Below are 18,301 nucleotides of genomic sequence, written 5' to 3'. Positions count from 1 at the left end.
CAGCGGCACTGACCGCCTAAACCATCAAGTCGAAGAATCACCCGACGGCCTCGTACACCACGTCCCTGGACTTGACCCCGCACTAGGCCGTCGAGCGCCTCTTTCGCCAATAGGGGCTCTTGACGGCTTCCAGGGCCTCGATCACATAGCGGTCCAGGGGCCGTCGGGGCGCCGAGCGCCGTACCCACTGCTGGAACGCGAAATCCGCGGCGCCGAACGCGAGATGGATCAGCAACCCGGGCCGCATGTCGGTATCGGGGTTGGCGCCCATGCGTTCAGCGACGAGCTTCATCGCCCGCTCCTTGTCCGCGGGTGTATGGATGGTGGCCTTGTCCAGTAGACCGGGGGCGACCAGCAGGGCGGCACGCCACTCCTCGCAGTCGGCGCGGTCGAAGGAGCGGGTCCGGGTGATGATCGCGTTGATCAGCGCAACGTCGGGCGCCTCGGTGGCCGGACGCTTTTCCAGCAGGTTGACAATCGCGGCACCACCATGGCGCACCGGGGCCAGCAGCAGCTCCTCTTTGGTCGGCACGTGTCGGAACAGGGTGCGCGGGGAAACGCCTGCGGCCGTGGCGATCTCTTCCGTTGTCACGGTGTCGTATCCACGTTCGACAAACAGCCGGAACGCCGCGCGGCGGATGTCGGCGCGGATCTGCGCGCGCTGTCGATCCCGCAACGAGCCGTCGGTCACCGGAAGCAGCCGATCCCGCCGTCGACGTGAATGGTCTGCCCGGTGATGAACGTCGCGTCACTGCTGAGCAGGAACGCCACCAGCGCGCCCACGTCGCTGCGGACATCGCCGATGCGCTTCATCGGCACCCGCCCCACCGCCTTGTCATACTCCTTGGGTGCGAACGACTTCCAGAACTTGACCCCATCCGATTCGGCAAAGGGACAGATGACGTTGACGCGAATGTTGTCGCGGCCCCACTCCAGCGCGGCCACTTTCGACAGCCCGCGAATGCCTTCCTTGGCGGCGGCATAGCCGCCCCACTTGGGCTCACCGCCGGTGCCCGTTCCCGAGCCGAGGTTGACGATCGACCCGCCGCCGGCCGCGACCATGTGCGGGTAGACGGCTTGCATCAGAAGGAATGTGGCGCGGGGGCCGACGTCGTGGCCGAGGGCGAAGTCATCGAGGGTGATGTCGACGAATGCCTTGGGCTCGTTGGTGGCAATGGCGTTGTTGACCAGGCCATGTACGGTGCCGAACGCGTCGACCGCGGCGGCGGCGATGCGCGGCGCGCTGTCCGGGTCACGCAGGTCGGCGACCACGCTTTCCACCGGGCCCAATTCCTTGAGTTCGTGGGTTGTCGCTGCCAGAACGTCGGCTTGGATGTCGGCCAGCACCACCGATGCGCCGCGCTCCAGCAGCGCGGTCGCGGTGCCCTTGCCCACGCCTTGGGCGGCGCCGGTCACGATGGCGACGTGTCCGCGCATCGAATCGGCGTGCCAGTAGCTCATCTGTCCGGCCCCATTCGCAGCGGTACACCCCGGTGCATCTCGTATGTGCTGCGTGCTCCATCGGGTAGCTCGATGAATTCCACCGGCGTTCCGTCCGGGTCCTTGACGAAAAACATTCGGACTCCGCCGATTTCGAACGGCTCCTGGTCGGGGGTGTACCCGGCGTCGACGATGCGGCGGTGGGCGTCGTCAAGATCGGTCACCGACAAGGACACGTTGTGGATTCCGGTGATGCCACGCCGGCCCGGCTTGCTCTCCTTTGGCGGGTGCGCGCCGATCGAGAGCAGCTCGATCATCAACCCGCCCAGCAGGCCGCCGACCACCCGCCCCTCCTGCTTGCGGGTCGCATGCAGCACGGCGTCGAAAGGTTCACCGGAGATCAGGGATTCGAAGACTACTTCCAGGCCGAGAAGGTCACGGTAGAACGTCAGCGCCCGATCCATGTCGGTCACGCCGACGACCAGGTGGCAGAACGCAAGGTCGTCCAGCACGCCTTCGCCGATCATGCCGGCTGGGTGAGGCTGGGTGCCGGGCGTCCCGCGAACAGCGGTAGATCAAGGTAAGTCTTGATACCGGGTTCGGCGGCGCAGACATCGGGGATCGCGTTGACGCAGTGGTTGGCCGTGACCACCACGCCCGGGTTTTTCACCAGCCCCTCCTCGATCGTCTCCGGTTGCAGACCCTTGAAGGTGAGTTTCACGTCGGGGTCACCGGTGATCTCGACCTCGAATCGCTCACCGATCCCTCCGAAATTCCATGCGGGATTCAGGTTTTCCTCACCCATCAGCCAGTTGACCGCCGCGGTAATCACGGGCTCGCCGTCGACGAGTGCCTGCCAGCGGAACCGGCGCGCGGCCACGGTGCCCGCGGTGATCGGGAAGGGGTCGTAATCGATCTGGGCGGTCGCCACCGCCACGTCTTGAATGGTCCTGATGTTGGGATCGATGCGAAAACCCATGTGGTCGGCGATCATTCGCACCGACTGCTTGAAGCCCGCGTCGAGCAGGCCGGCCATCGGACCCTGGGTGGCTTCTTCGGGGGTGCCGCCGAAGCCCATGATGTGGCGCACCACATCGGGTGCGTTGTAGGTGCGGATGTCGGAAAACTCCTCGGCGCGCACGTGGGTGATCGCAGACGACAGTGAGGAGATCATCAGCGGGAAGCGCTCCGTGATGCCCCCGGGGTGGATGCCCGAACCGTGAAGCGTCACACCGCCTTCCAGCGCGGCGGCGGCCGCGGCCTGATGCCGTTTGTTGGCCGGGTCGGGATAGACCCAGCCGACCGGGGTGACGACGTTCTTGCCCGAGCGCAGGATCGCGATCACCTCGTCGTCATTCGGGATCAGCGGGCTGTACACGACGCAGTCGGCGTCGAGCGCAAAGATCTCGTCAATGCTCGAGGTGGCCGTGACGCCCAGGTCCTCGGTCCCGATGATCCGCCCGACGTCGAGGCCGTTCTTCTCGGCGCTGTGCACCCAGCAGCCGGCGAGCTCGAGCTGCGGGTGATTGAGCACGCAGGCGATGGCTGCCTTGCCGACGCCTCCGGTCGCCCATTGGATTACGCCCAGCTTCGACGAACTACTCATCGGTGTCCTTCCGATTGTGCGCCTTTACACGTCAACGGCCGAACTGGCACCGTATGACTCGGTGGCAGTCACTGTCAACTGTGCATCGACGGACTTGACTGGACGCCCACGGTGCCGACACGCCGACCACGCCCACCGCCAGCCCACGATCAACGCCATCGGTGCACACCGCGAAGCCGCTATCGATGCCACCCGAGATGCTGGCGGGTGCTTCCCGGTAGGGGTCTAATTGGTGGATGGAACTGATGAGCCCCATCGACGGGATCTTTCTGCTCGGCGAATCCCGTGAGCACCCGATGCATGTCGGTGGCTTGCAGCTCTACGAGCCCCCCGAAGGAACCGGCCGAGAATTCGTGCGGGAGTTCTATGACGCGCTGGTGGCCCAGCAGGATTTCCAGCCCACCTTCCTCAAGCGTCCGGCGACGTTCCTGGGCGGCATCGCCAACCTCGGGTGGTCCTACGACAAGGACCTCGACATCGACTATCACGTCCGGCGCTCCGCCCTGCCCTCGCCGGGTCGGGTCCGCGATCTGCTCGAGCTGACCTCGCTGCTGCACAGCAGCCTGCTCGACCGGCATCGCCCACTGTGGGAGGCGTACGTGATCGAGGGCCTCAAGGACGGCCGCTTCGCGATCTACACCAAGATGCACCACTCGCTCATCGACGGCGTCTCGGCGCTGAAGCTGATGCAGCGCGCACTGTCCAACGATCCGGACGACGGCGAGATCCGGGCCCCGTGGAGCCTGCGTAAACCCAAGCGCGCCAGTACGCGGTCGTCATCGCGGCTGAGTTCACTGCTGCATGCCACCGGATCGCTTGCGGCACTTGCCCCTTCGACGGTGTCACTGGCCCGGGCGGCGCTGTTCGAGCAGCAGCTGACCCTGCCGTTCGGCGCGCCGCGAACCATGCTCAACGTCAAGATCGGCGGCGCCCGCCGGTGTGCCGCGCAGTCCTGGTCGGTGGACCGCATCAAAAACGTCAAGAACGCGGCCGGGGTCACGCTCAACGACGTCGTCCTGGCGATGTGTTCGGGTGCGTTGCGTTATTACCTGCAAGAGCAGAACGCGCTGCCGGACACGCCGTTGTTGGCGATGGTGCCCGTCAGTCTGCGCCGGGAGGACGAGGCCGACGCCGGCGGTAACCTGGTCGGCGCCATCCTGTGCAACCTGGCCACCGACATCGAGGATCCCGCCAGCCGGCTGGAGACGGTCAGCGAGTCGATGTACAAGAACAAGACGGTGTTCTCGCAGCTGCCGCGGGTCCAGGCGCTGGCGCTGTCCGCGGTGAACATGAGCTCGCTGGCGCTGGCCACGGTCCCCGGCTGGGTGACGTCGACGGCACCGCCGTTCAACCTCATCATTTCCAACGTCCCGGGACCCCGGGAACAGATGTATTACGGCGGGGCCCGCCTGGACGGCAGCTACCCGCTGTCGGCGATTCTCGACGGGCAGGCGCTGAACATCACCCTGGTCAGCAATGCCGACACCCTCGACTTCGGTCTGGTCGGCTGCCGGCGCAGCGTGCCGCACCTGCAACGGCTGCTCGCGCATTTGGAGTCGTCCCTGAAGGACCTCGAGCGCGCCGCCGGAGTCTGACCTCGGTGCCGAAACTCAGTGCCGGCGTGCTGTTGTATCGCGTGCGCGACGGCGTGGTCGAAGTTCTGATCGCGCACCCGGGTGGGCCGTTCTGGGCGCGTAAAGATGACGGGGCTTGGTCGATCCCGAAGGGCGAGTATGCCGACGACGAGGATCCCTGGGCCGCCGCGCAACGCGAGTTCGCCGAGGAGCTGGGGCTGCCGACGCCGACCGGACCGCGCCTCGATCTGGGTGCGCTGAAACAACCGGGCGGCAAGGTTGTCACCGCTTTCGCCGTGCGCGGCGACCTCGACATCACCGGGGCGCACAGCAACACCTTCGAGCTGGAGTGGCCGAAAGGGTCGGGCCGGATACGGGAATTCCCTGAAGTAGACCGGGTCGAGTGGCTTCCGGTGGCGCGGGCGCGCGACAAACTGCTCAAGGGGCAGCGCGCCTACCTCGATGTGCTGATGGCGCAACCGGAGTTGGCGGGCTACACCGAAGGGGCTTGACCGGCGGCGTATGTTGCTGGCATGCAGACGTTGCGCACGCCCGACGCTCGATTCGATGGTCTCGACGATTTCCCGTATCCGCCAAGGTATTCCGAAGTACCCGACGGCGAAGGCGGGACGCTGCGGATCGCGTGGGTGCAGGACGGGCCCGAAACCGCCGATCCCATTCTGTTGCTGCACGGCGAGCCGTCCTGGTCGTATCTGTACCGCAAGATGATCCCGGTGCTGGTCGGTGCAGGGCATCGGGTCGTTTGCCCGGACCTGGTGGGGTTCGGTCGATCCGACAAGCCCACCCGCCGTGAGGACCACAGCTACGCGCGCCATGTCGAATGGATGCGGGCGCTGGCCTTCGACGTGCTTGATCTGCAAAACGTGACCCTGGTTGGTCAGGATTGGGGCGGGTTGATCGGATTGCGGCTGGCCGCAGAGCATCCCGAGCGATTCGCCAGGATCGTCGTCGCGAACACCGGGCTGCCCAACGGGGAGCAGCCGATGGCGGAAGTCTGGTGGCGGTTTCGCGAGGCCATCACCACCGTGCCGAAACTGGACGTCGGCGCGTTCGTGCAGTCGGGATGCCGGCGCGGGCTGAGCGCGCAGGCGCGCGCCGCCTACGACGCGCCCTTCCCCGACGACCAGTACTGCGCCGGCCCGCGTGCCATGCCCGGCCTGGTGCCGACCGCACCGGAGGATCCGGCGGCGCCGGCGAACAAGGCCGCGTGGGCCGCCCTGTCGGCGAGCTCGACGCCCATGCTGGTCGCATTCAGCGACAGCGATCCCATCACCGGCCCAATGGCGGCGATCTTCCAGCGCGAAATGCTTGGGGCTCAAGGCATCGACCACCGCGTCATCCGAGAGGCCGGGCACTTTCTGCAGGAGGACGCCGGCGAGGAGCTGGCCGGTCACATCGTGGAGTTTCTGCGCCGCTAAGCGCGTTGGCGCCTGCGGACGACCACTAGCACCGTCACCGCGATCGCCGCAACCATCCAACGACCGACGCGACCAGCTCGACCGGGATGACGACGTCGCGGTCGACGTAGATCACCCGGCGATACGAGTCGTCGCCGGCGGCGTTGCCGAACGTGAAATCCGCTGAGATCCGTTGCGGCTGGGGGATGTTCACCACCATTTTAGTCAGGTAGCCGCCGTGATCCGCAGTCAATTCGCGCAGCAGCGGGTCGTGTACGTCGGCGGCGATGTTGCCGGCAAATTGCACCTGCACGGACTGCCCGGACCGGGCGTCGGCATCGGTGCGCTGCTGGCGGTGGTCGGACAGCGTGAAGACGGTGACTTGCTGCGGACCCTCGGCCGCGGCGGAAAGCCGCATGGGATAGACGAATTGCGGCGATGCGAACCTCATCCGCACCGGCTTGAGGCCACCGACGATCGGCGCCGAACCGACCAGGCGGATCGCGACAAACGACCAGCCGTCACGGACATACGGTCCGAGCGCCTGGGACACCGCCGGACGGATCGCGTAACCGTTGTCCTCCAACCATTTCCGCAATCCGCTCAGGTCGCCGCCCGCCAGCGTGGTGGCTTCCAGCGGTCCGAGGCGGACCTGATCGATCACGGTGGGGCCGCGCGGCGCGCCCGCCTCGAGCGTCGTGCGGGCCGCGGGTTCGGACGTGCCCAAGACCCAATGCCGACGCTGCTGTACTCGGGGCGCGGTGAGCTCGTCCAACTCGGTGAACGTGGCCTGGTCGGCTTCCGTGACCGTCGCCGCCGCCGGGGTGGGCACCACCAGCGCGACGTTGTCCGTGTCGGCAGCCAGGGCGAGCTGCATGACGACGGTTTCGCTGGATCCGTTCCAGTGCGCCAGCGCCACTTCGCGGTTCATCGTGGCCTGGCTACCGACGGGAGGGGCCACCGCACCGCAGGCGCAGGCATACCCCGGGGCGGCCACCGCCACGTTCGCCAGCGTTGCCATGGTGACGGCGACGAGGCCCAACCCGCACGTGCGGGGCATCTTCATGTCGCACATCGTAGTTGCTGAGCTGGCGACAATCCGTGGCTTTCGGCGGCGGGTTTCGCGGCGGCAGGCACAATGTGTGCATGACGACTGCGCCGATTCACCCGGCCTCCGGCCCCGCCGACCCAGCCGAATCGCAAGGGTTGCTCGTCCAATTGCTCGATCCGGCCACCCGGGCCGATCCCTACGGGCTGTGTGCGCAATTTCGTCACCGCGGACCGCTGCTGCTGCCCGACGCGCATCTCGCGGTGTTCTCCAGCTACCGGGACTGCGACGACGTGCTGCGGCATCCGTCGTCGAGCAGCGACCGGATGAAGTCCACCCGCGCCCGGGAGCAGGTCCAAGCGCAGATCAAGGAGCTCACCGACGCCGGCTTACCGGTGCCCGCACCAGTCCCGCCGGGATTTCTGTTCCTCGACCCGCCCGATCACACCCGGCTGCGCAGATTGGTCAGCAAGGCGTTCGTGCCGAAAGTGGTCAACGCGTTGCGGCCGGACATCAGCGTGCTGGTGCACGGCTTGCTGGACCGGATTGCCGAGAACGGCCGTTTCGACGTCGTCGACGACTACGCCTACCCGTTGCCGGTGGCGGTGATCTGCCGGCTGCTGGGAGTCCCACTCGACGACGAACCGCAGTTCAGCCGCGCGTCCGGACTGCTGGCCCAGGCGTTGGACCCGTTCGTCACCTTCACCGGCTCGGCACCCGAAGGCCTGCAGGAACGATTGGACGCCGGGGCGTGGTTGCGGCACTACCTGCACGGCCTGATCGACCGACGCCGCGCGCGACCCGGCGACGATTTGATGTCGGGGCTGATCGCGGTCGAGGAGTCCGGTGACCAGTTGACCGAGGAAGAGATCGTCTCCACCTGCTTGCTGCTACTGGTCGCCGGGCACGAGACCACGGTCAATCTGATCGGCAATGCGATTCTGGCGATGCTGCGCCGGCCCTCGCAATGGGCGGCGCTGGCCGCCGATCCCACCCGCGTCCCGGCGGTCCTCGAGGAGACGCTGCGGTACGACCCGCCGGTGCAGATGGTCGGCCGAATTGCATTGAGCGACATGATGATAGGAGACGCCACGGTGCCGGAGGGGGACGTGATGATGCTGCTGCTGGCCGCGGCGCACCGCGATCCCGCCGAATTCGAACGGCCCGATGTCTTCGATCCTGATCGAGGGCCGTTGCGGCACTTGGGTTTTGGTCGTGGGATTCACTATTGCCTGGGCGCGCCGTTGGCCCGGCTGGAAGCCGGCATCGCCCTGTCGGAGCTGACGGCCCGCTTTCCCGCCGCGCGGTTGGACGGCGAGCCACGGTACAAGGCAAACGTGACGCTGCGGGGGCTTTCGGAGTTGACGGTCGCGGTGTGATTGCCTGGCTGCACCGCAACCGAGGTCAGTGCCCCGGACCCAGCTTGGGCGCGTACTGCGGACAGTAATAGGTGACCGATGCGGCGACGAAGAAGGCGGACTGGTTGCGGTTAAGGCCGGAATGCTGATCGAGGTATTGGTAGGCCGACTCCTGATAGTCGAGCATGTCGCACACCTCCTGCGCGTCCTCGACCAAGCTGGCATCGCTTACGTTGAGCCCGATCCCGTTGGCCCGCACCTGTCGCACGAAATCGTCCGTCGGGGTCGCGTGCGCGATCGGCGTCGTGCCGAGCAGCAGCAGCGTGGTAGCAGCAGACATTCCCGCGAGCTTCTTCAGGGCCGCTGCAGCAACGTTCATTCGGTCACTTCCTTCGGAGTTTGTACACATGAAATCCGCTTTGCCGCGGTACCGCAAGTTGTTTGTCGATCCTGATTTCGACGGCCCGCCATTCGCCGCCCAAGCGGTAGCGTCGTCGGTAACGGGTAGTCGTCGACGGCAGTTGCCACCGAGTGCTCGCGACGCGCGAGTGATCCGACGGGAGAGTCGGGAAGCACTGCTCTATGGGAGGACCCTATGGGAGGAACTATCAGAGGAACTATCAGACGAATTGTGGGAGCAGTTGCCACCGTCTTGATGGCCGGGGCGACGATCGCCGCGGCGCCGCCCGCCGCCGCCGGCTGCCAGTACGGCGGGCCCGTTATCAGCAAGTGTGACGGGCCGACTCAGCCCGACGGCACCTGGCAGCGGTGTGTGGTGTCCAAGAACTTGGTGCTCAACGGCGCCAGTTCGTTTCTGGTGCCCGAGCGCCGTTGCGATACGGTCGGCCCCGGTCAGCCGTTGGCCGATCCGCCGACGCGCATCGACGACTGACGCGCAACCCGGCTAGCGCTAGCCCAGCCCGGGAACGATGTCGCTGAGGCTGAACGTAACCGGTTGCTCGAGTTGTTCGTACGTGCACGAGCGCGGATCGCGATCGGGACGCCAGCGGTTGAATTGCGCGGTGTGCCGGAACCGGCGACCTTCCATGTGGTCGTAGCGAACCTCGACGACCCGCTCGGGCCGAAGCGGGACGAACGAGAGATCTTTGCCGGCATTCCACCGCGAAGTCTCGTTCTTCCGCGGGGTGCGCTCGCCCGCCTCGTGGGCGGCCCAGTTCCACGGGTGGTGGTCGAACTCGGTGACCAGCGGCTGCAGCTCGCTGAACAGCCGACGCCGTTCGGCCATCGGGAATGCGCCGATCACGCCGACCGAGGCGAGCTGGCCGTCGTCTTGGTAGAGCCCCAGCAACAGCGACCCGATGGCTTGAACTTCCGGGCCGCCGGATTTGTGCACCCGGTAGCCGGCGACCACGCAATCGGCGGTCCGCTCATGCTTGATCTTGAACATCACCCGCTTGTCTGGTTGGTAGCTACCGGTCAGCGGTTTGGCGATGACGCCGTCGAGTCCGGCGCCCTCGAACTCGTCGAACCACTGGTGCGCGGTGTCCCAGTCGGTGGTGGCCGGTGTGACGTGAATCGACGGCCCGGAGTCGGCCAGCGCGTCGACGAGGGCGGCGCGCCGCTCGGTGAAGGGTCGCCGGGTGAAGTCCGTGTCGCCCAGGGCCAGCAGGTCGAACGCGATGAAGGAGGCGGGGGTGGTCACGGCGAGCATCCGCACTCGCGAATCGGCCGGATGAATGCGCTGCTGCAGTGCCTCGAAGTCCAGGCCGTGATCGGTGGCAATGACGATTTCGCCGTCGATGACGCAGCGCCGCGGCACCTCGTCCTTGATCGCCGCGACCAACTCGGGAAAGTAGCGGGTCATCGGGCGTTCGTTGCGGCTACCCAGTTCGACCTCGTCGGCGTCGCGGAAGCAGATCGACCGGAAACCATCCCACTTCGGCTCATACGAGGCATCGGGCGGTATAGACCGAACCGACTTGGCCAACATCGGCGACACCGGCGGCATGACGGGCAACTCCATCTGGCCATTGTGCTGGAATCAGTCCATGGCTGCGGCAGCAGAAGAGCTCGAGGTCGATGGTGTCTCGGTACGGCTGACCAACCCGGACAAGATCTACTTTCCACGGCTCGGCTCCAACGGCACGAAACGACGACTGGTCGAGTACTACCTCGCCGTGGCGGCCGGCCCGATGCTTTCCGCCCTGCGTGACCGCCCCACCCACCTGCAACGCTTCCCGGACGGCATCGACGGCGAGGAGATCTACCAAAAGCGGATACCGCAGCATCACCCTGACTACTTGCAGACCTGCCGGATCACGTTTCCGTCGGGACGCACCGCCGACGCGTTGAGGGTGACCCACCCGTCCGCGATCGTCTGGGCCGCGCAGATGGGCACGATCACGCTGCATCCCTGGCAGGTGCGCTGCCCGGACACCGATCACCCCGACGAGCTGCGGATCGACCTCGATGCGCAGCCCGGAGTCGGCTTCGAACAGGCGCGTTCGGTGGCGGTCGACGTGCTGCGGCCGTTGCTCGACGAGCTCGGGCTGGTCGGCTATCCGAAGACCTCCGGGGGGCGCGGGATCCACGTGTTCCTGCGGATCGCCGCCGAATGGGACTTCATCGCCGTGCGGCGGGCCGGCATCGCGCTGGCCCGCGAGATCGAACGGCGCGCACCGGACGCGGTGACCACCTCGTGGTGGAAAGAAGAACGCGGCGAACGGATCTTCGTCGACTTCAACCAAAACGCCCGCGACCGGACCATGGCCTCGCCGTACTCGGTGCGGCGCACGCCCATCGCGACCGTCTCGACGCCGTTGACCTGGGATGAGCTGGCCGGGGCGGAGCCGGACGAGTACACCATGGCGACGGTGCCGGACCTGGTGCGCCGGCGTGCGGATCCGTGGGCCGGCATCGACGAGGTGGTGCAGCCGCTGGACGTGTTACTGCAGATGGTCGCGGCTGACGAAGAGCGCGGCCTGGGCGATATGCCCTACCCGCCGAACTATCCGAAAATGCCCGGCGAACCCAAACGCGTGCAACCGAGCCGGGACACCGACCTGACCAGAAAGAACCGGCCCCGCGATTAACCGCTCTTGATGGGGGAGACGCCCTTGGGCAGCAACATCACGGTCACCGGAAATTTCAGCGCCGCACCACCCTGGGAGATCGTGCAATAGACGATCTCCACATCCAGCGGAAGCTGCCGGACGGGCCGGGTCTGCATGTCCAGCCGCGCCCGAAGATAGTGCGGGGTTGACAGCCAGTTCAGACCGCGTTGGATGGGCTCGACCAGGTTCATCCACCCAACTGTACGCCAAGCTTGAAAGCCGGTTATTCGCAAGGCTTTTGATCGGCAACCGTGACTACGGACGCGCCGGTTGCGGCATCGGCTGCCCGGACCGCGCCCGCGCCTGGTCACGCGACGGCATCAACCAGGTGGCGACCAGGGCGATCAGCGCCCCGGTCGCGCCGGCCACCGGCATCGCCCCGGCGGGGCCGCATAGCACCAGGTATCCGAAGACCGAACCGATGGCGAGCAATACCGAAGGCACGAGCGTCCACCGCGCAATCGACCGCAGCCGGAAGGACAATGCGATGCCGAACAGCAATGCGACGACGTGACCGACAGCGGTGAAGTCCGCGCCGCTGGCCGCGGCGAGGGCATTGCCCAGCCACCAGCCAATCCAGACCGGGCGCCACTGTGCAGGTATCGATCCGGTGAGCGCGCCCAGGACACACACCGCGCCGTAACTCATCCCCACGTCGGTGGCGTGCGCGAGCGACATCGGCAACCATCCGGCGGTCAGAGCGGCGGTCAGCCACACGGCCACCACCAGCGTCGCCCCGATATGGCCGAGTGCGAATGTGACGATCAAACCTGTACTGCGCCAGACGAGTTCACCCAAGCCCAGCAGGCACACCAGGCCCGGAAGCCAGAACAACATGTCCCCGCCGTCGCTGATGAAGGCGCTGCCGACCAGCGTGACCACATGGCCGTGTGCCAGATTGTGCAAATTGGTGCTCATTTCGCGGACCGCGACGTCGTGCGGGTGCGAACCGAGGCCGGCCAGCAAGACAGCCACCGCGAGCAGTGTCGCGGCGTACCCGAGCGTCACGGGCAACGCGGCCGCGACCGACAACACCCGTAATCGCACCGCTGTCCAAAGATTTTCGTTGCGAAGCACGCCTATTCCCCGCTCGCTCGGCCGGTATCTATTGTGCCGGGCCGCCCGCCACGCCGCTGGTGAGACCAGTCACAGTCACGCGACAGCAGATCGGCGACGGTCTCCCGGCGCACGAGGACGCGGGCCTGACGATCGGCGACGGCGATCAGCGGCGGCCGGCCCACCATGTTGCAGGTCGACCCCATCGAATGGTGGTAGGCGCCGGTACAGGCCATCGCCAGTAGATCGCCGGGGTGGACATCGGTGGGCAGCGCGACATCGCGTGCGATCTCTTCGCCGCATTCACCGTGGCGGCCCATGATGGTCACGGGTGTTGTCTTCGTGGGGACATGCCGGTTGGCTAGTGCCACGGTGTGTTTGACGCGCCGCAACGTCTCGTGCGGATTGTCGGGCAGTCCGCCGTCGACGATGACGAGGGTTGGCCCGCCGGGCTGGCGCTTGACGGAGACAATTCGGTAGAGCGTCAACCCAGCACGACCGGCGATGGCCCGGCCCGGCTCGATCACGAGCTGCGGTCGCGGATAGTTGAATTCGGTACACGCGCAGGACACGGCGCTTTCGATGACCGCGGCAAGCGCGCGCGGGCTGAGCTCGGGATCGCCGGAGACGTAAGGAGTTTCGTGTCCCCCGCCGAGGTTGAGCTGGCCGAGCACGGCGCCATACCGGTCGCGCACGTCGGCCATCAGCGCGACGAGTTGACGAATCGCCGTGCCGTACGGCGCCGGATCGGCGATCTGTCCGCCCAGGTGGCAGTGCAGCCCAACCAAATTGAGCCAGGGCTGGTTGAGGACGCGTTTGATGGCGCTGGCAGCCCGGCCGTCGGCGAGGGTGAAGCCGAACGCGGCGCCGGCCTGGCCGTCGACGTCGGGTATCACTCGGATCAAGACGTCCTGGCGGCGCCGTACTCGTGCTGCCAGCAGCGCGATTTCGTTCGGTGAATCGATGACGATCCGGCCGACCCCACTGCCGACCGCGACGTGCAGTTCGTCGGCGGTCTTGGCGTTGCCGTGCACGACGATTTGTGACGGCGGCACGCCGGCGGTCAGCGCGGTGGCGAGCTCGCCGGGTGAGCAGACGGCCAGCCCGGCGCCCTCGGCGGCCGCCCAACCGGCCACCGCGGTGCTGACCAGCGCCTTGCCGGCGTAGACGAGTTCGATGCCGGGCAGAGCGGCGCGATAGCAGCGCAGCCGCGTCCGAAAATCCTCTTCGTCCAGGACATAGGCGGGCGTCCCGAATTCCGCGGCGATCTCCGTGACGGGCATCCCGCCCAGACACAACCGGCCGAGGTCGTCGATGTAGCTGCCCAACGGCCAGATTGCGCGGTCGAGATGCGGATTCAACCCGTGCCGCAGCGAGGGAAGCAGCTCGAACAGGGTCATGCTTCCACGTTGAGGTCTGTGCGGATGCGCCGCCTCGTTCTTAACGAATCTTTCACACCCGGGCGACCAATCTTCACGGTTCCCGGCCCAACACGCCTCGTCTGAGGGTTACGGCATGACAAAGGGGACGTCGTCGTTTGCCGCCTTCCGGGCGGCCATCAGTGCCCGGGCGGCGTCACCGATGGGTATGCGCAGTGGCAGCCGATCTGTGTCCGCGGCGTCAACGACCGCGGTGGCGACCTGTGCGGGACTGATCATGCCGGCGCGCGGACCGCGGCCCTTCAAGAACGCGGTGTAGGGATCGGAGGGCAGGGTGTAGGTGGTGACATTCTCCAGTCCGCCGGAACTGACCGCGCCCGGTTCCAGCAGCGTCGCCTGAATGCCGAACTGCTCGACCTCGATGGCCAGCGCCTCGACGAGCGCCTCCAGGGCCCACTTGGTGGCCGCGTAGGCGGCATTCGGAGAGCGCACCACGCGGCCCATGACACTGGACATGAACATCAGCTTGCCGGCGCCACGGGCCCGCATCTGCGGCAAGACCGCCTGCGCGACCCGGATGGCGCCAACGGTGTTCAGGTTCAACAGGTGTTGCAGCTTCGCCGTCGGGATCGCCTCGACGGCCGCGTAAAAGATCTGCCCGGCATTGGCGACCATGACGTCGATGTCGCCGGCGGCTGGACCGCTTCCCGGACGCTGGCATCGTCGGTGACGTCGAGCGCTAGCCGTTGGTGGGCGTCGACGTCGGCCAGCGTGGCGGGATCACGCGCGGTGGCCACCACGCGATAGCCGCGACGGGCGAACTCGTCGGCTACGGCGCGGCCGATCCCGCGGTTGGCCCCGGTGATCAGAACGGAAGACATGACGCTGTGCTCCTTGATGATTCGTGTGGACTCACGTGCCGGTGGGCGACCCGGCGAAGTCGGACAGATTATTCCGGATGAAGTCGACCAAGCGCACGGGTTCGCGGCCGGGTACTGCGGCCAGCGCTTGCGGATCTGGCGGGACGAGCGGCTCGGCCCGCCGGGACAGCGCGGCGCCGACTGTTGAATATGTTGAGCCATAGCCATATTGACAGGACCGCCCGGATTCGCCTGGGCCGTACCTTCCAAATGCCGGCGCCACTGCGCGGCCGAGATCGACTCGTATCGAATGTGTCGACCGGTTTCGGCCGAGATGATGCGGGCCACCTCGCCGTGCGTCATCACCTCGGCCGGGGGCGGATAGCTGATCCTGCTCGACTCCGGCGGTGGCTCCACGAGATGGGCCACCGCGATCTCGGCCGCGTCATCGCCACCGATCCACGGCGTCGGACTGTCACCAAAACTGTTGGCTATCAATCCGTTCTCTCTGATCGTGGTGCCGTGCAGCAGGCTCAGGTTCTCGTGAAACAGGGCACCGAACCGCAGCACGGTCGGGTGCAGGCCGGCCCAGCCGAACACCTCCTCGGCGACCGCCTGAGCCTGACCCAACTTGCTGGGACTGTCCACCGCGGACACCGCCATCGACATCACCACCAGATGCGCGTCCGGGCTCACGGCCAGCAGCGTGGACGACAGGTTGGCGGCAGCCGAAACAATGCCCGCTGCAATCGGATAGGTGAAATAGACCGCCCGCACGTCGCGTACCGCGTCGAGAAGCGACGCCCGATCGTGTAGGTCGCCCACCACCGTCGTCACGCCGAGCCCGCGCAGTCGTCCGGCCCGCGCGTCGTCGGCACGAACCAATGCGCGCACCGCGTGCCCATCGCGCAAGAGGTGGTGCACCACGGTCGTTCCGGTGCCGCCGTGTCGGCCGGTCGCCCCGACGACCAGAATGGGCGCGGTCACCGGGGCAGCTCGGAGATCAACAGGGTGGTGCTCGCCGTGGCGATCAGCTTTCCGGCCGCGTCGGTGACCTCACCCTCGGCGAACCCGATTCGCGACCCGGCCTTCACCACCGATCCCACCGCGGTCAACGGACCGCTGTCCACCGTCACCGGTTTGAGGTAGTTGACCTTGATCTCGACGGAGGTGTAGCCGACTCCAAGCGGCAACGTGGTATGCAGCGCGCAGGCGGCGGCGGTGTCCAAGAGTGTGCACACGGTGCCGCCGTGCACCATTCCGAGCGGGTTGTACATCGAGGCATCCGGGCTGCAGCAGAAAGTGATGCGGCCCTGCTCGACCGCGACCACGCTGGTCCGCAGCAGCTCGGCCATGGGCGGAGCGGGCAACTGCCCATCGGCGACCGCCTGCCAGTAGGCCAACCCACTCATCGAGGCCGCCGCGGACTGCGTTGCCACCGGGTCACGCCAGGTGACCGTCCGGGACTGCTGGGCACCCCACGATGGCGCGCCCGGGACGGCGGAGCGCGAAACGTGCGGAAGCGGCATGCGCATCCCCCTGACAGTTTTGAACGCCTGGAAAGCCCTACTCGCCTTGCGAGCCGAAGGAAACCGACCGGTATATATGAGCGGGAATGGTTGGTCGGGGCACCGATCGGGCACGCGGATCGACGCCCCCCGGCACTCTTGACTAACGCGGGGTGGTGCTGCTACACGTGGCCTGCACTAATTTGAGCGATCGCCCAAGAAATCGGTGGAGGCTGCGTTGGACGACACCGAGGTCTATTACGACCCCTACGATGTCGGCATCAACGCCGACCCGTATCCGACCTACGCGCGGCTGCGTGAGCACGCCCCCCTCTACTACAACGAAAAGTACGACTTCTGGGCCATATCGCGGCATTCCGACGTCGAGTGGGCGCTGGCTCATTGGGAGACGTTCTCCAACCGGCGCAGCGACATCCTCGAGCTCGTCCAGTCGAAGTTCGATATGCCGCGCGGCGTCATGATGTTTCAGGACCCGCCCGAGCACACCAGGTTGCGCGGGTTGATGTCGCGGGTGTTCACCCCGCGCCGGATGGCCGAGATCGAGGATCAGATCCGCCGCTACTGCATCCGGTGCCTGGACCCTCTGGTGGGTTCGTCGGGGTTCGACATCATCGCAGAACTCGCGTCGATGATGCCGACGCCGAGAACCGGCACCTGCCGCAAAACCAGACCCCGATACGATACGGAATCCGCTGCCAGCCATGGGTTTCGATGTATACGAGGTCAAGGTCTCATCGAAAGATTCGGCGTCATCACAGCTTGCCGAGTCCGCGGACCACCTTGTTGAACGCGGTCAGCGAAGCCAGCCCGGCGCGCAAACTGGGTTGCACCAGGCTCATATTGCTGAGCACGATGTAGCGGACCCCGCAGTCGCGCCAGTGCGCGATCTGGTCGATGACCTCATCGGGTGTTCCGGTGAGGAGGAACTCCCGCACCACCGACGGCGGTATTTTCGCCGCGTAAGACAGGGCGGTGTGTTCGTCGATTCCCTGTGGAAGCAGGTCCTGGGCACCCGAGAAACCGGCTCCCAGCGGATGCTGCGACCCGTGTCGGACAAATAACTCGTCCGGCGCGTTGAGCGCGAAGGAGCGCAACACGTCGGAATCGAGAGCCGCGTCGATCTCCTGTCGATTCCGCCCCGTGACAACGAACGCCTGAAGTGCCGGGATGATCGACAGCGGATCGCGACCCGCATCCGAGGCGGCCGACCGAACGACATCGAGGCGCTCCGCGTATTCCTCCGGCAGGTGCGCGAAGCTGGGAAAGTAGCCGTCCGCGTAGCGGCCCGCGGCGCGCAGCATCCGCGGCCCATGGGCGCCGATCCAAATCGGCGGCCACTTACCGCGATACGGCGGCAGTTCGAAGACCGCGTCCCGCAGCGGAAAAAAGGGTGAGTCGCGGTTGACCAGTGCACCGCCGGAGTTCCACAGCACGCGGATGGTGGCCATGGCTTCCTCGAACCGCGCGACCGGCTTGGACCAGTCGACACCGTAGGGCTCGTTCCCTTCGCGTTCGCCCGGGCCGATGCCCAGAATCGCCCGGCCCCGGCTGATCAGATGCAGCGTCGCCGCGGCCTGTGCCGTGACGGCTGGGTTGCGTCGGCCGCTGTCGGTCACCCCACGCCCAGCCGCAGCCGGCCGATGCGGTTACGGGCCGCGATGTGGCCGAGCATGGTCCACGGTTCCATGACCGCGTCGATCTTCGGCACCAGTTTCGTTGCGCCGCAATACTTTGGCTGCCACAAGGACCGTGGCAACAGCTGGTTGAGGTGATCCGGAACCCATAGTGAGTCAACGCGGTTGGCGACGGCGTTGAGGTAGGTGGCTCGGGTGAACGTGTCGGCCGCGGGTCGAGCCACCAGCAGCGGGTCCCCCACGCCCACGCGAAATCCGGTCATCACTGTCCTTCCCGACACTGGGGTGCACGACGGTTGGAGTATCACCTGAACGACGTGAGTTT

The 18,301-nt window shown here is 66.6% G+C and carries 19 protein-coding genes and 2 pseudogenes; 7 read left to right on the top strand and 14 right to left on the bottom strand.

The genetic code is table 11. The features are described 5' to 3' along the window. Window positions 1-82 precede the first annotated feature (82 nt). Genes AWC25_RS24135 through AWC25_RS24120 form a run of 4 tightly spaced genes read right to left on the bottom strand, consistent with a single transcriptional unit; the run spans window position 83 to window position 3,046 of the window. Complete coding sequence (locus AWC25_RS24135; protein WP_069400011.1) at window positions 83-691, bottom strand: TetR/AcrR family transcriptional regulator; 609 nt, start codon at window positions 689-691, stop codon at window positions 83-85. After that, entirely contained in the window at window positions 688-1,461 is a 774-nt protein-coding gene (locus tag AWC25_RS24130) for an SDR family NAD(P)-dependent oxidoreductase (protein WP_069400010.1), read from the bottom strand. The genes AWC25_RS24135 and AWC25_RS24130 overlap by 4 nt, the downstream gene beginning before the upstream one ends. Then, window positions 1,458-1,967: a VOC family protein gene (locus AWC25_RS24125; RefSeq protein ID WP_069400009.1), complete on the bottom strand. Its 510-nt coding sequence runs from the start codon at window positions 1,965-1,967 to the stop codon at window positions 1,458-1,460. The genes AWC25_RS24130 and AWC25_RS24125 overlap by 4 nt, the downstream gene beginning before the upstream one ends. Continuing rightward, window positions 1,964-3,046: an NAD(P)H-dependent amine dehydrogenase family protein gene (locus tag AWC25_RS24120; protein ID WP_085167988.1), complete on the bottom strand. Its 1,083-nt coding sequence runs from the start codon at window positions 3,044-3,046 to the stop codon at window positions 1,964-1,966. Before AWC25_RS24120 ends, AWC25_RS24125 begins: the two co-directional genes overlap by 4 nt. Window positions 3,047-3,282: 236 nt before the next feature. Between AWC25_RS24120 and AWC25_RS24115 the strand changes: the two genes are divergently transcribed. From AWC25_RS24115 to AWC25_RS24105, 3 genes are read left to right on the top strand one after another with little or no spacing between them, the layout of a single operon-like run. Then, complete coding sequence (locus AWC25_RS24115; protein ID WP_085167986.1) at window positions 3,283-4,641, top strand: WS/DGAT/MGAT family O-acyltransferase; 1,359 nt, start codon at window positions 3,283-3,285, stop codon at window positions 4,639-4,641. 5 nt (window positions 4,642-4,646) lie between these two features. Next, the gene (locus AWC25_RS24110; RefSeq protein WP_069400006.1) at window positions 4,647-5,132 is read left to right on the top strand and encodes an NUDIX hydrolase; all 486 of its coding nucleotides are present in this window, start codon (window positions 4,647-4,649) and stop codon (window positions 5,130-5,132) included. A 21-nt stretch (window positions 5,133-5,153) separates the two neighbouring features. After that, on the top strand, window positions 5,154-6,059 hold the full coding sequence (locus AWC25_RS24105) for a haloalkane dehalogenase (RefSeq protein ID WP_085167984.1): 906 nt from the start codon (window positions 5,154-5,156) through the stop codon (window positions 6,057-6,059). Window positions 6,060-6,093: 34 nt separating this feature from the next. Here the strand turns inward: AWC25_RS24105 and AWC25_RS24100 are convergent, their stop codons facing one another. Further along, window positions 6,094-7,104: a DUF2330 domain-containing protein gene (locus AWC25_RS24100; RefSeq protein WP_244899601.1), complete on the bottom strand. Its 1,011-nt coding sequence runs from the start codon at window positions 7,102-7,104 to the stop codon at window positions 6,094-6,096. An 80-nt stretch (window positions 7,105-7,184) separates the two neighbouring features. On the opposite strand from AWC25_RS24100, the gene AWC25_RS24095 reads away from it, so the two are divergent. Beyond that, on the top strand, window positions 7,185-8,465 hold the full coding sequence (locus AWC25_RS24095) for a cytochrome P450 (protein WP_085167982.1): 1,281 nt from the start codon (window positions 7,185-7,187) through the stop codon (window positions 8,463-8,465). A gap of 25 nt (window positions 8,466-8,490) precedes the next feature. On the opposite strand, the gene AWC25_RS24090 is transcribed toward AWC25_RS24095, so the two are convergent. After that, entirely contained in the window at window positions 8,491-8,823 is a 333-nt protein-coding gene (locus tag AWC25_RS24090) for a DUF732 domain-containing protein (protein WP_069400003.1), read from the bottom strand. Window positions 8,824-9,039: 216 nt separating this feature from the next. Here AWC25_RS24090 and AWC25_RS24085 point away from each other — a divergent pair, with 216 nt between their 5' ends. Further along, window positions 9,040-9,336 (top strand): CDGP domain-containing protein, encoded by a 297-nt coding sequence (locus AWC25_RS24085; protein WP_085167980.1) that lies wholly within the window; start codon window positions 9,040-9,042, stop codon window positions 9,334-9,336. Between the two features lie 18 nt (window positions 9,337-9,354). Here AWC25_RS24085 and AWC25_RS24080 read toward each other — a convergent pair whose 3' ends face one another. After that, window positions 9,355-10,428 carry an ATP-dependent DNA ligase gene (locus AWC25_RS24080; RefSeq protein ID WP_085167978.1) on the bottom strand — a complete coding sequence of 358 codons (1,074 nt, stop codon included), beginning with the start codon at window positions 10,426-10,428 and terminating at the stop codon, window positions 9,355-9,357. Between the two features lie 25 nt (window positions 10,429-10,453). Here AWC25_RS24080 and ligD point away from each other — a divergent pair, with 25 nt between their 5' ends. Then, on the top strand, window positions 10,454-11,497 hold the full coding sequence (gene ligD, locus AWC25_RS24075) for a non-homologous end-joining DNA ligase (protein WP_069400000.1): 1,044 nt from the start codon (window positions 10,454-10,456) through the stop codon (window positions 11,495-11,497). Here the strand turns inward: ligD and AWC25_RS24070 are convergent. The 6 genes from AWC25_RS24070 to AWC25_RS24045 all read right to left on the bottom strand — a co-directional run bounded on the left by AWC25_RS24070 (window position 11,494) and on the right by AWC25_RS24045 (window position 16,342). Then, window positions 11,494-11,709, bottom strand: a complete 216-nt coding sequence (locus AWC25_RS24070) for a hypothetical protein (protein ID WP_069399999.1) — start codon at window positions 11,707-11,709, stop codon at window positions 11,494-11,496. The two genes, ligD and AWC25_RS24070, sit on opposite strands and share 4 nt — an antisense overlap. Window positions 11,710-11,773: 64 nt before the next feature. Further along, on the bottom strand, window positions 11,774-12,595 hold the full coding sequence (locus AWC25_RS24065; protein ID WP_142279030.1) for a rhomboid-like protein: 822 nt from the start codon (window positions 12,593-12,595) through the stop codon (window positions 11,774-11,776). Window positions 12,596-12,597: 2 nt separating this feature from the next. Then, window positions 12,598-13,974 (bottom strand): diaminopimelate decarboxylase, encoded by a 1,377-nt coding sequence (lysA, locus tag AWC25_RS24060; protein WP_085167974.1) that lies wholly within the window; start codon window positions 13,972-13,974, stop codon window positions 12,598-12,600. 108 nt (window positions 13,975-14,082) lie between these two features. Continuing rightward, on the bottom strand, window positions 14,083-14,628 hold the full coding sequence (locus tag AWC25_RS27740) for an SDR family NAD(P)-dependent oxidoreductase (RefSeq protein ID WP_198166636.1): 546 nt from the start codon (window positions 14,626-14,628) through the stop codon (window positions 14,083-14,085). Further along, entirely contained in the window at window positions 14,553-15,800 is a 1,248-nt protein-coding gene (locus tag AWC25_RS27180) for an SDR family NAD(P)-dependent oxidoreductase (protein WP_211281076.1), read from the bottom strand. Before AWC25_RS27180 ends, AWC25_RS27740 begins: the two co-directional genes overlap by 76 nt. Further along, the gene (locus tag AWC25_RS24045; RefSeq protein WP_069400078.1) at window positions 15,797-16,342 is read right to left on the bottom strand and encodes a PaaI family thioesterase; all 546 of its coding nucleotides are present in this window, start codon (window positions 16,340-16,342) and stop codon (window positions 15,797-15,799) included. The genes AWC25_RS27180 and AWC25_RS24045 overlap by 4 nt, the downstream gene beginning before the upstream one ends. A 217-nt stretch (window positions 16,343-16,559) precedes the next feature. On the opposite strand from AWC25_RS24045, the pseudogene AWC25_RS24040 reads away from it, so the two are divergent. Then, window positions 16,560-16,979 (top strand): annotated as a pseudogene (locus AWC25_RS24040) (cytochrome P450); the annotation flags it as partial. 115 nt (window positions 16,980-17,094) lie between these two features. Here AWC25_RS24040 and AWC25_RS24035 read toward each other — a convergent pair. Next, window positions 17,095-18,239 (bottom strand): annotated as a pseudogene (locus AWC25_RS24035) (LLM class flavin-dependent oxidoreductase). Window positions 18,240-18,301: the final 62 nt, after the last annotated feature.

Origin of the sequence: Mycobacterium sherrisii (genome assembly GCF_002102355.1) — a bacterium.
GTDB lineage: Bacteria > Actinomycetota > Actinomycetes > Mycobacteriales > Mycobacteriaceae > Mycobacterium > Mycobacterium sherrisii.
The sequence above is the reverse complement of the archived record's forward strand: the minus strand, read 5'-3'. Positions and strand labels throughout refer to the sequence as shown.

Bases quoted from the DNA above. Each gene is read 5' to 3' on its own strand.
- ligD (WP_069400000.1), top strand. From the start codon at position 10,454: ATGGCTGCGGCAGCAGAAGAGCTCGAGGTCGATGGTGTCTCGGTACGG.
- AWC25_RS24120 (WP_085167988.1), bottom strand. From the start codon at position 3,046: ATGAGTAGTTCGTCGAAGCTGGGCGTAATCCAATGGGCGACCGGAGGC.
- AWC25_RS27740 (WP_198166636.1), bottom strand. From the start codon at position 14,628: ATGGTCGCCAATGCCGGGCAGATCTTTTACGCGGCCGTCGAGGCGATC.
- AWC25_RS24130 (WP_069400010.1), bottom strand. From the start codon at position 1,461: ATGAGCTACTGGCACGCCGATTCGATGCGCGGACACGTCGCCATCGTG.
- AWC25_RS24085 (WP_085167980.1), top strand. From the start codon at position 9,040: ATGGGAGGAACTATCAGAGGAACTATCAGACGAATTGTGGGAGCAGTT.
- AWC25_RS24090 (WP_069400003.1), bottom strand. From the start codon at position 8,823: ATGAACGTTGCTGCAGCGGCCCTGAAGAAGCTCGCGGGAATGTCTGCT.
- AWC25_RS24070 (WP_069399999.1), bottom strand. From the start codon at position 11,709: ATGAACCTGGTCGAGCCCATCCAACGCGGTCTGAACTGGCTGTCAACC.
- AWC25_RS24100 (WP_244899601.1), bottom strand. From the start codon at position 7,104: ATGAAGATGCCCCGCACGTGCGGGTTGGGCCTCGTCGCCGTCACCATG.
- lysA (WP_085167974.1), bottom strand. From the start codon at position 13,974: ATGACCCTGTTCGAGCTGCTTCCCTCGCTGCGGCACGGGTTGAATCCG.
- AWC25_RS24080 (WP_085167978.1), bottom strand. From the start codon at position 10,428: ATGGAGTTGCCCGTCATGCCGCCGGTGTCGCCGATGTTGGCCAAGTCG.
- AWC25_RS24045 (WP_069400078.1), bottom strand. From the start codon at position 16,342: ATGCCGCTTCCGCACGTTTCGCGCTCCGCCGTCCCGGGCGCGCCATCG.
- AWC25_RS24095 (WP_085167982.1), top strand. From the start codon at position 7,185: ATGACGACTGCGCCGATTCACCCGGCCTCCGGCCCCGCCGACCCAGCC.
- AWC25_RS24105 (WP_085167984.1), top strand. From the start codon at position 5,154: ATGCAGACGTTGCGCACGCCCGACGCTCGATTCGATGGTCTCGACGAT.
- AWC25_RS24115 (WP_085167986.1), top strand. From the start codon at position 3,283: ATGGAACTGATGAGCCCCATCGACGGGATCTTTCTGCTCGGCGAATCC.
- AWC25_RS24125 (WP_069400009.1), bottom strand. From the start codon at position 1,967: ATGATCGGCGAAGGCGTGCTGGACGACCTTGCGTTCTGCCACCTGGTC.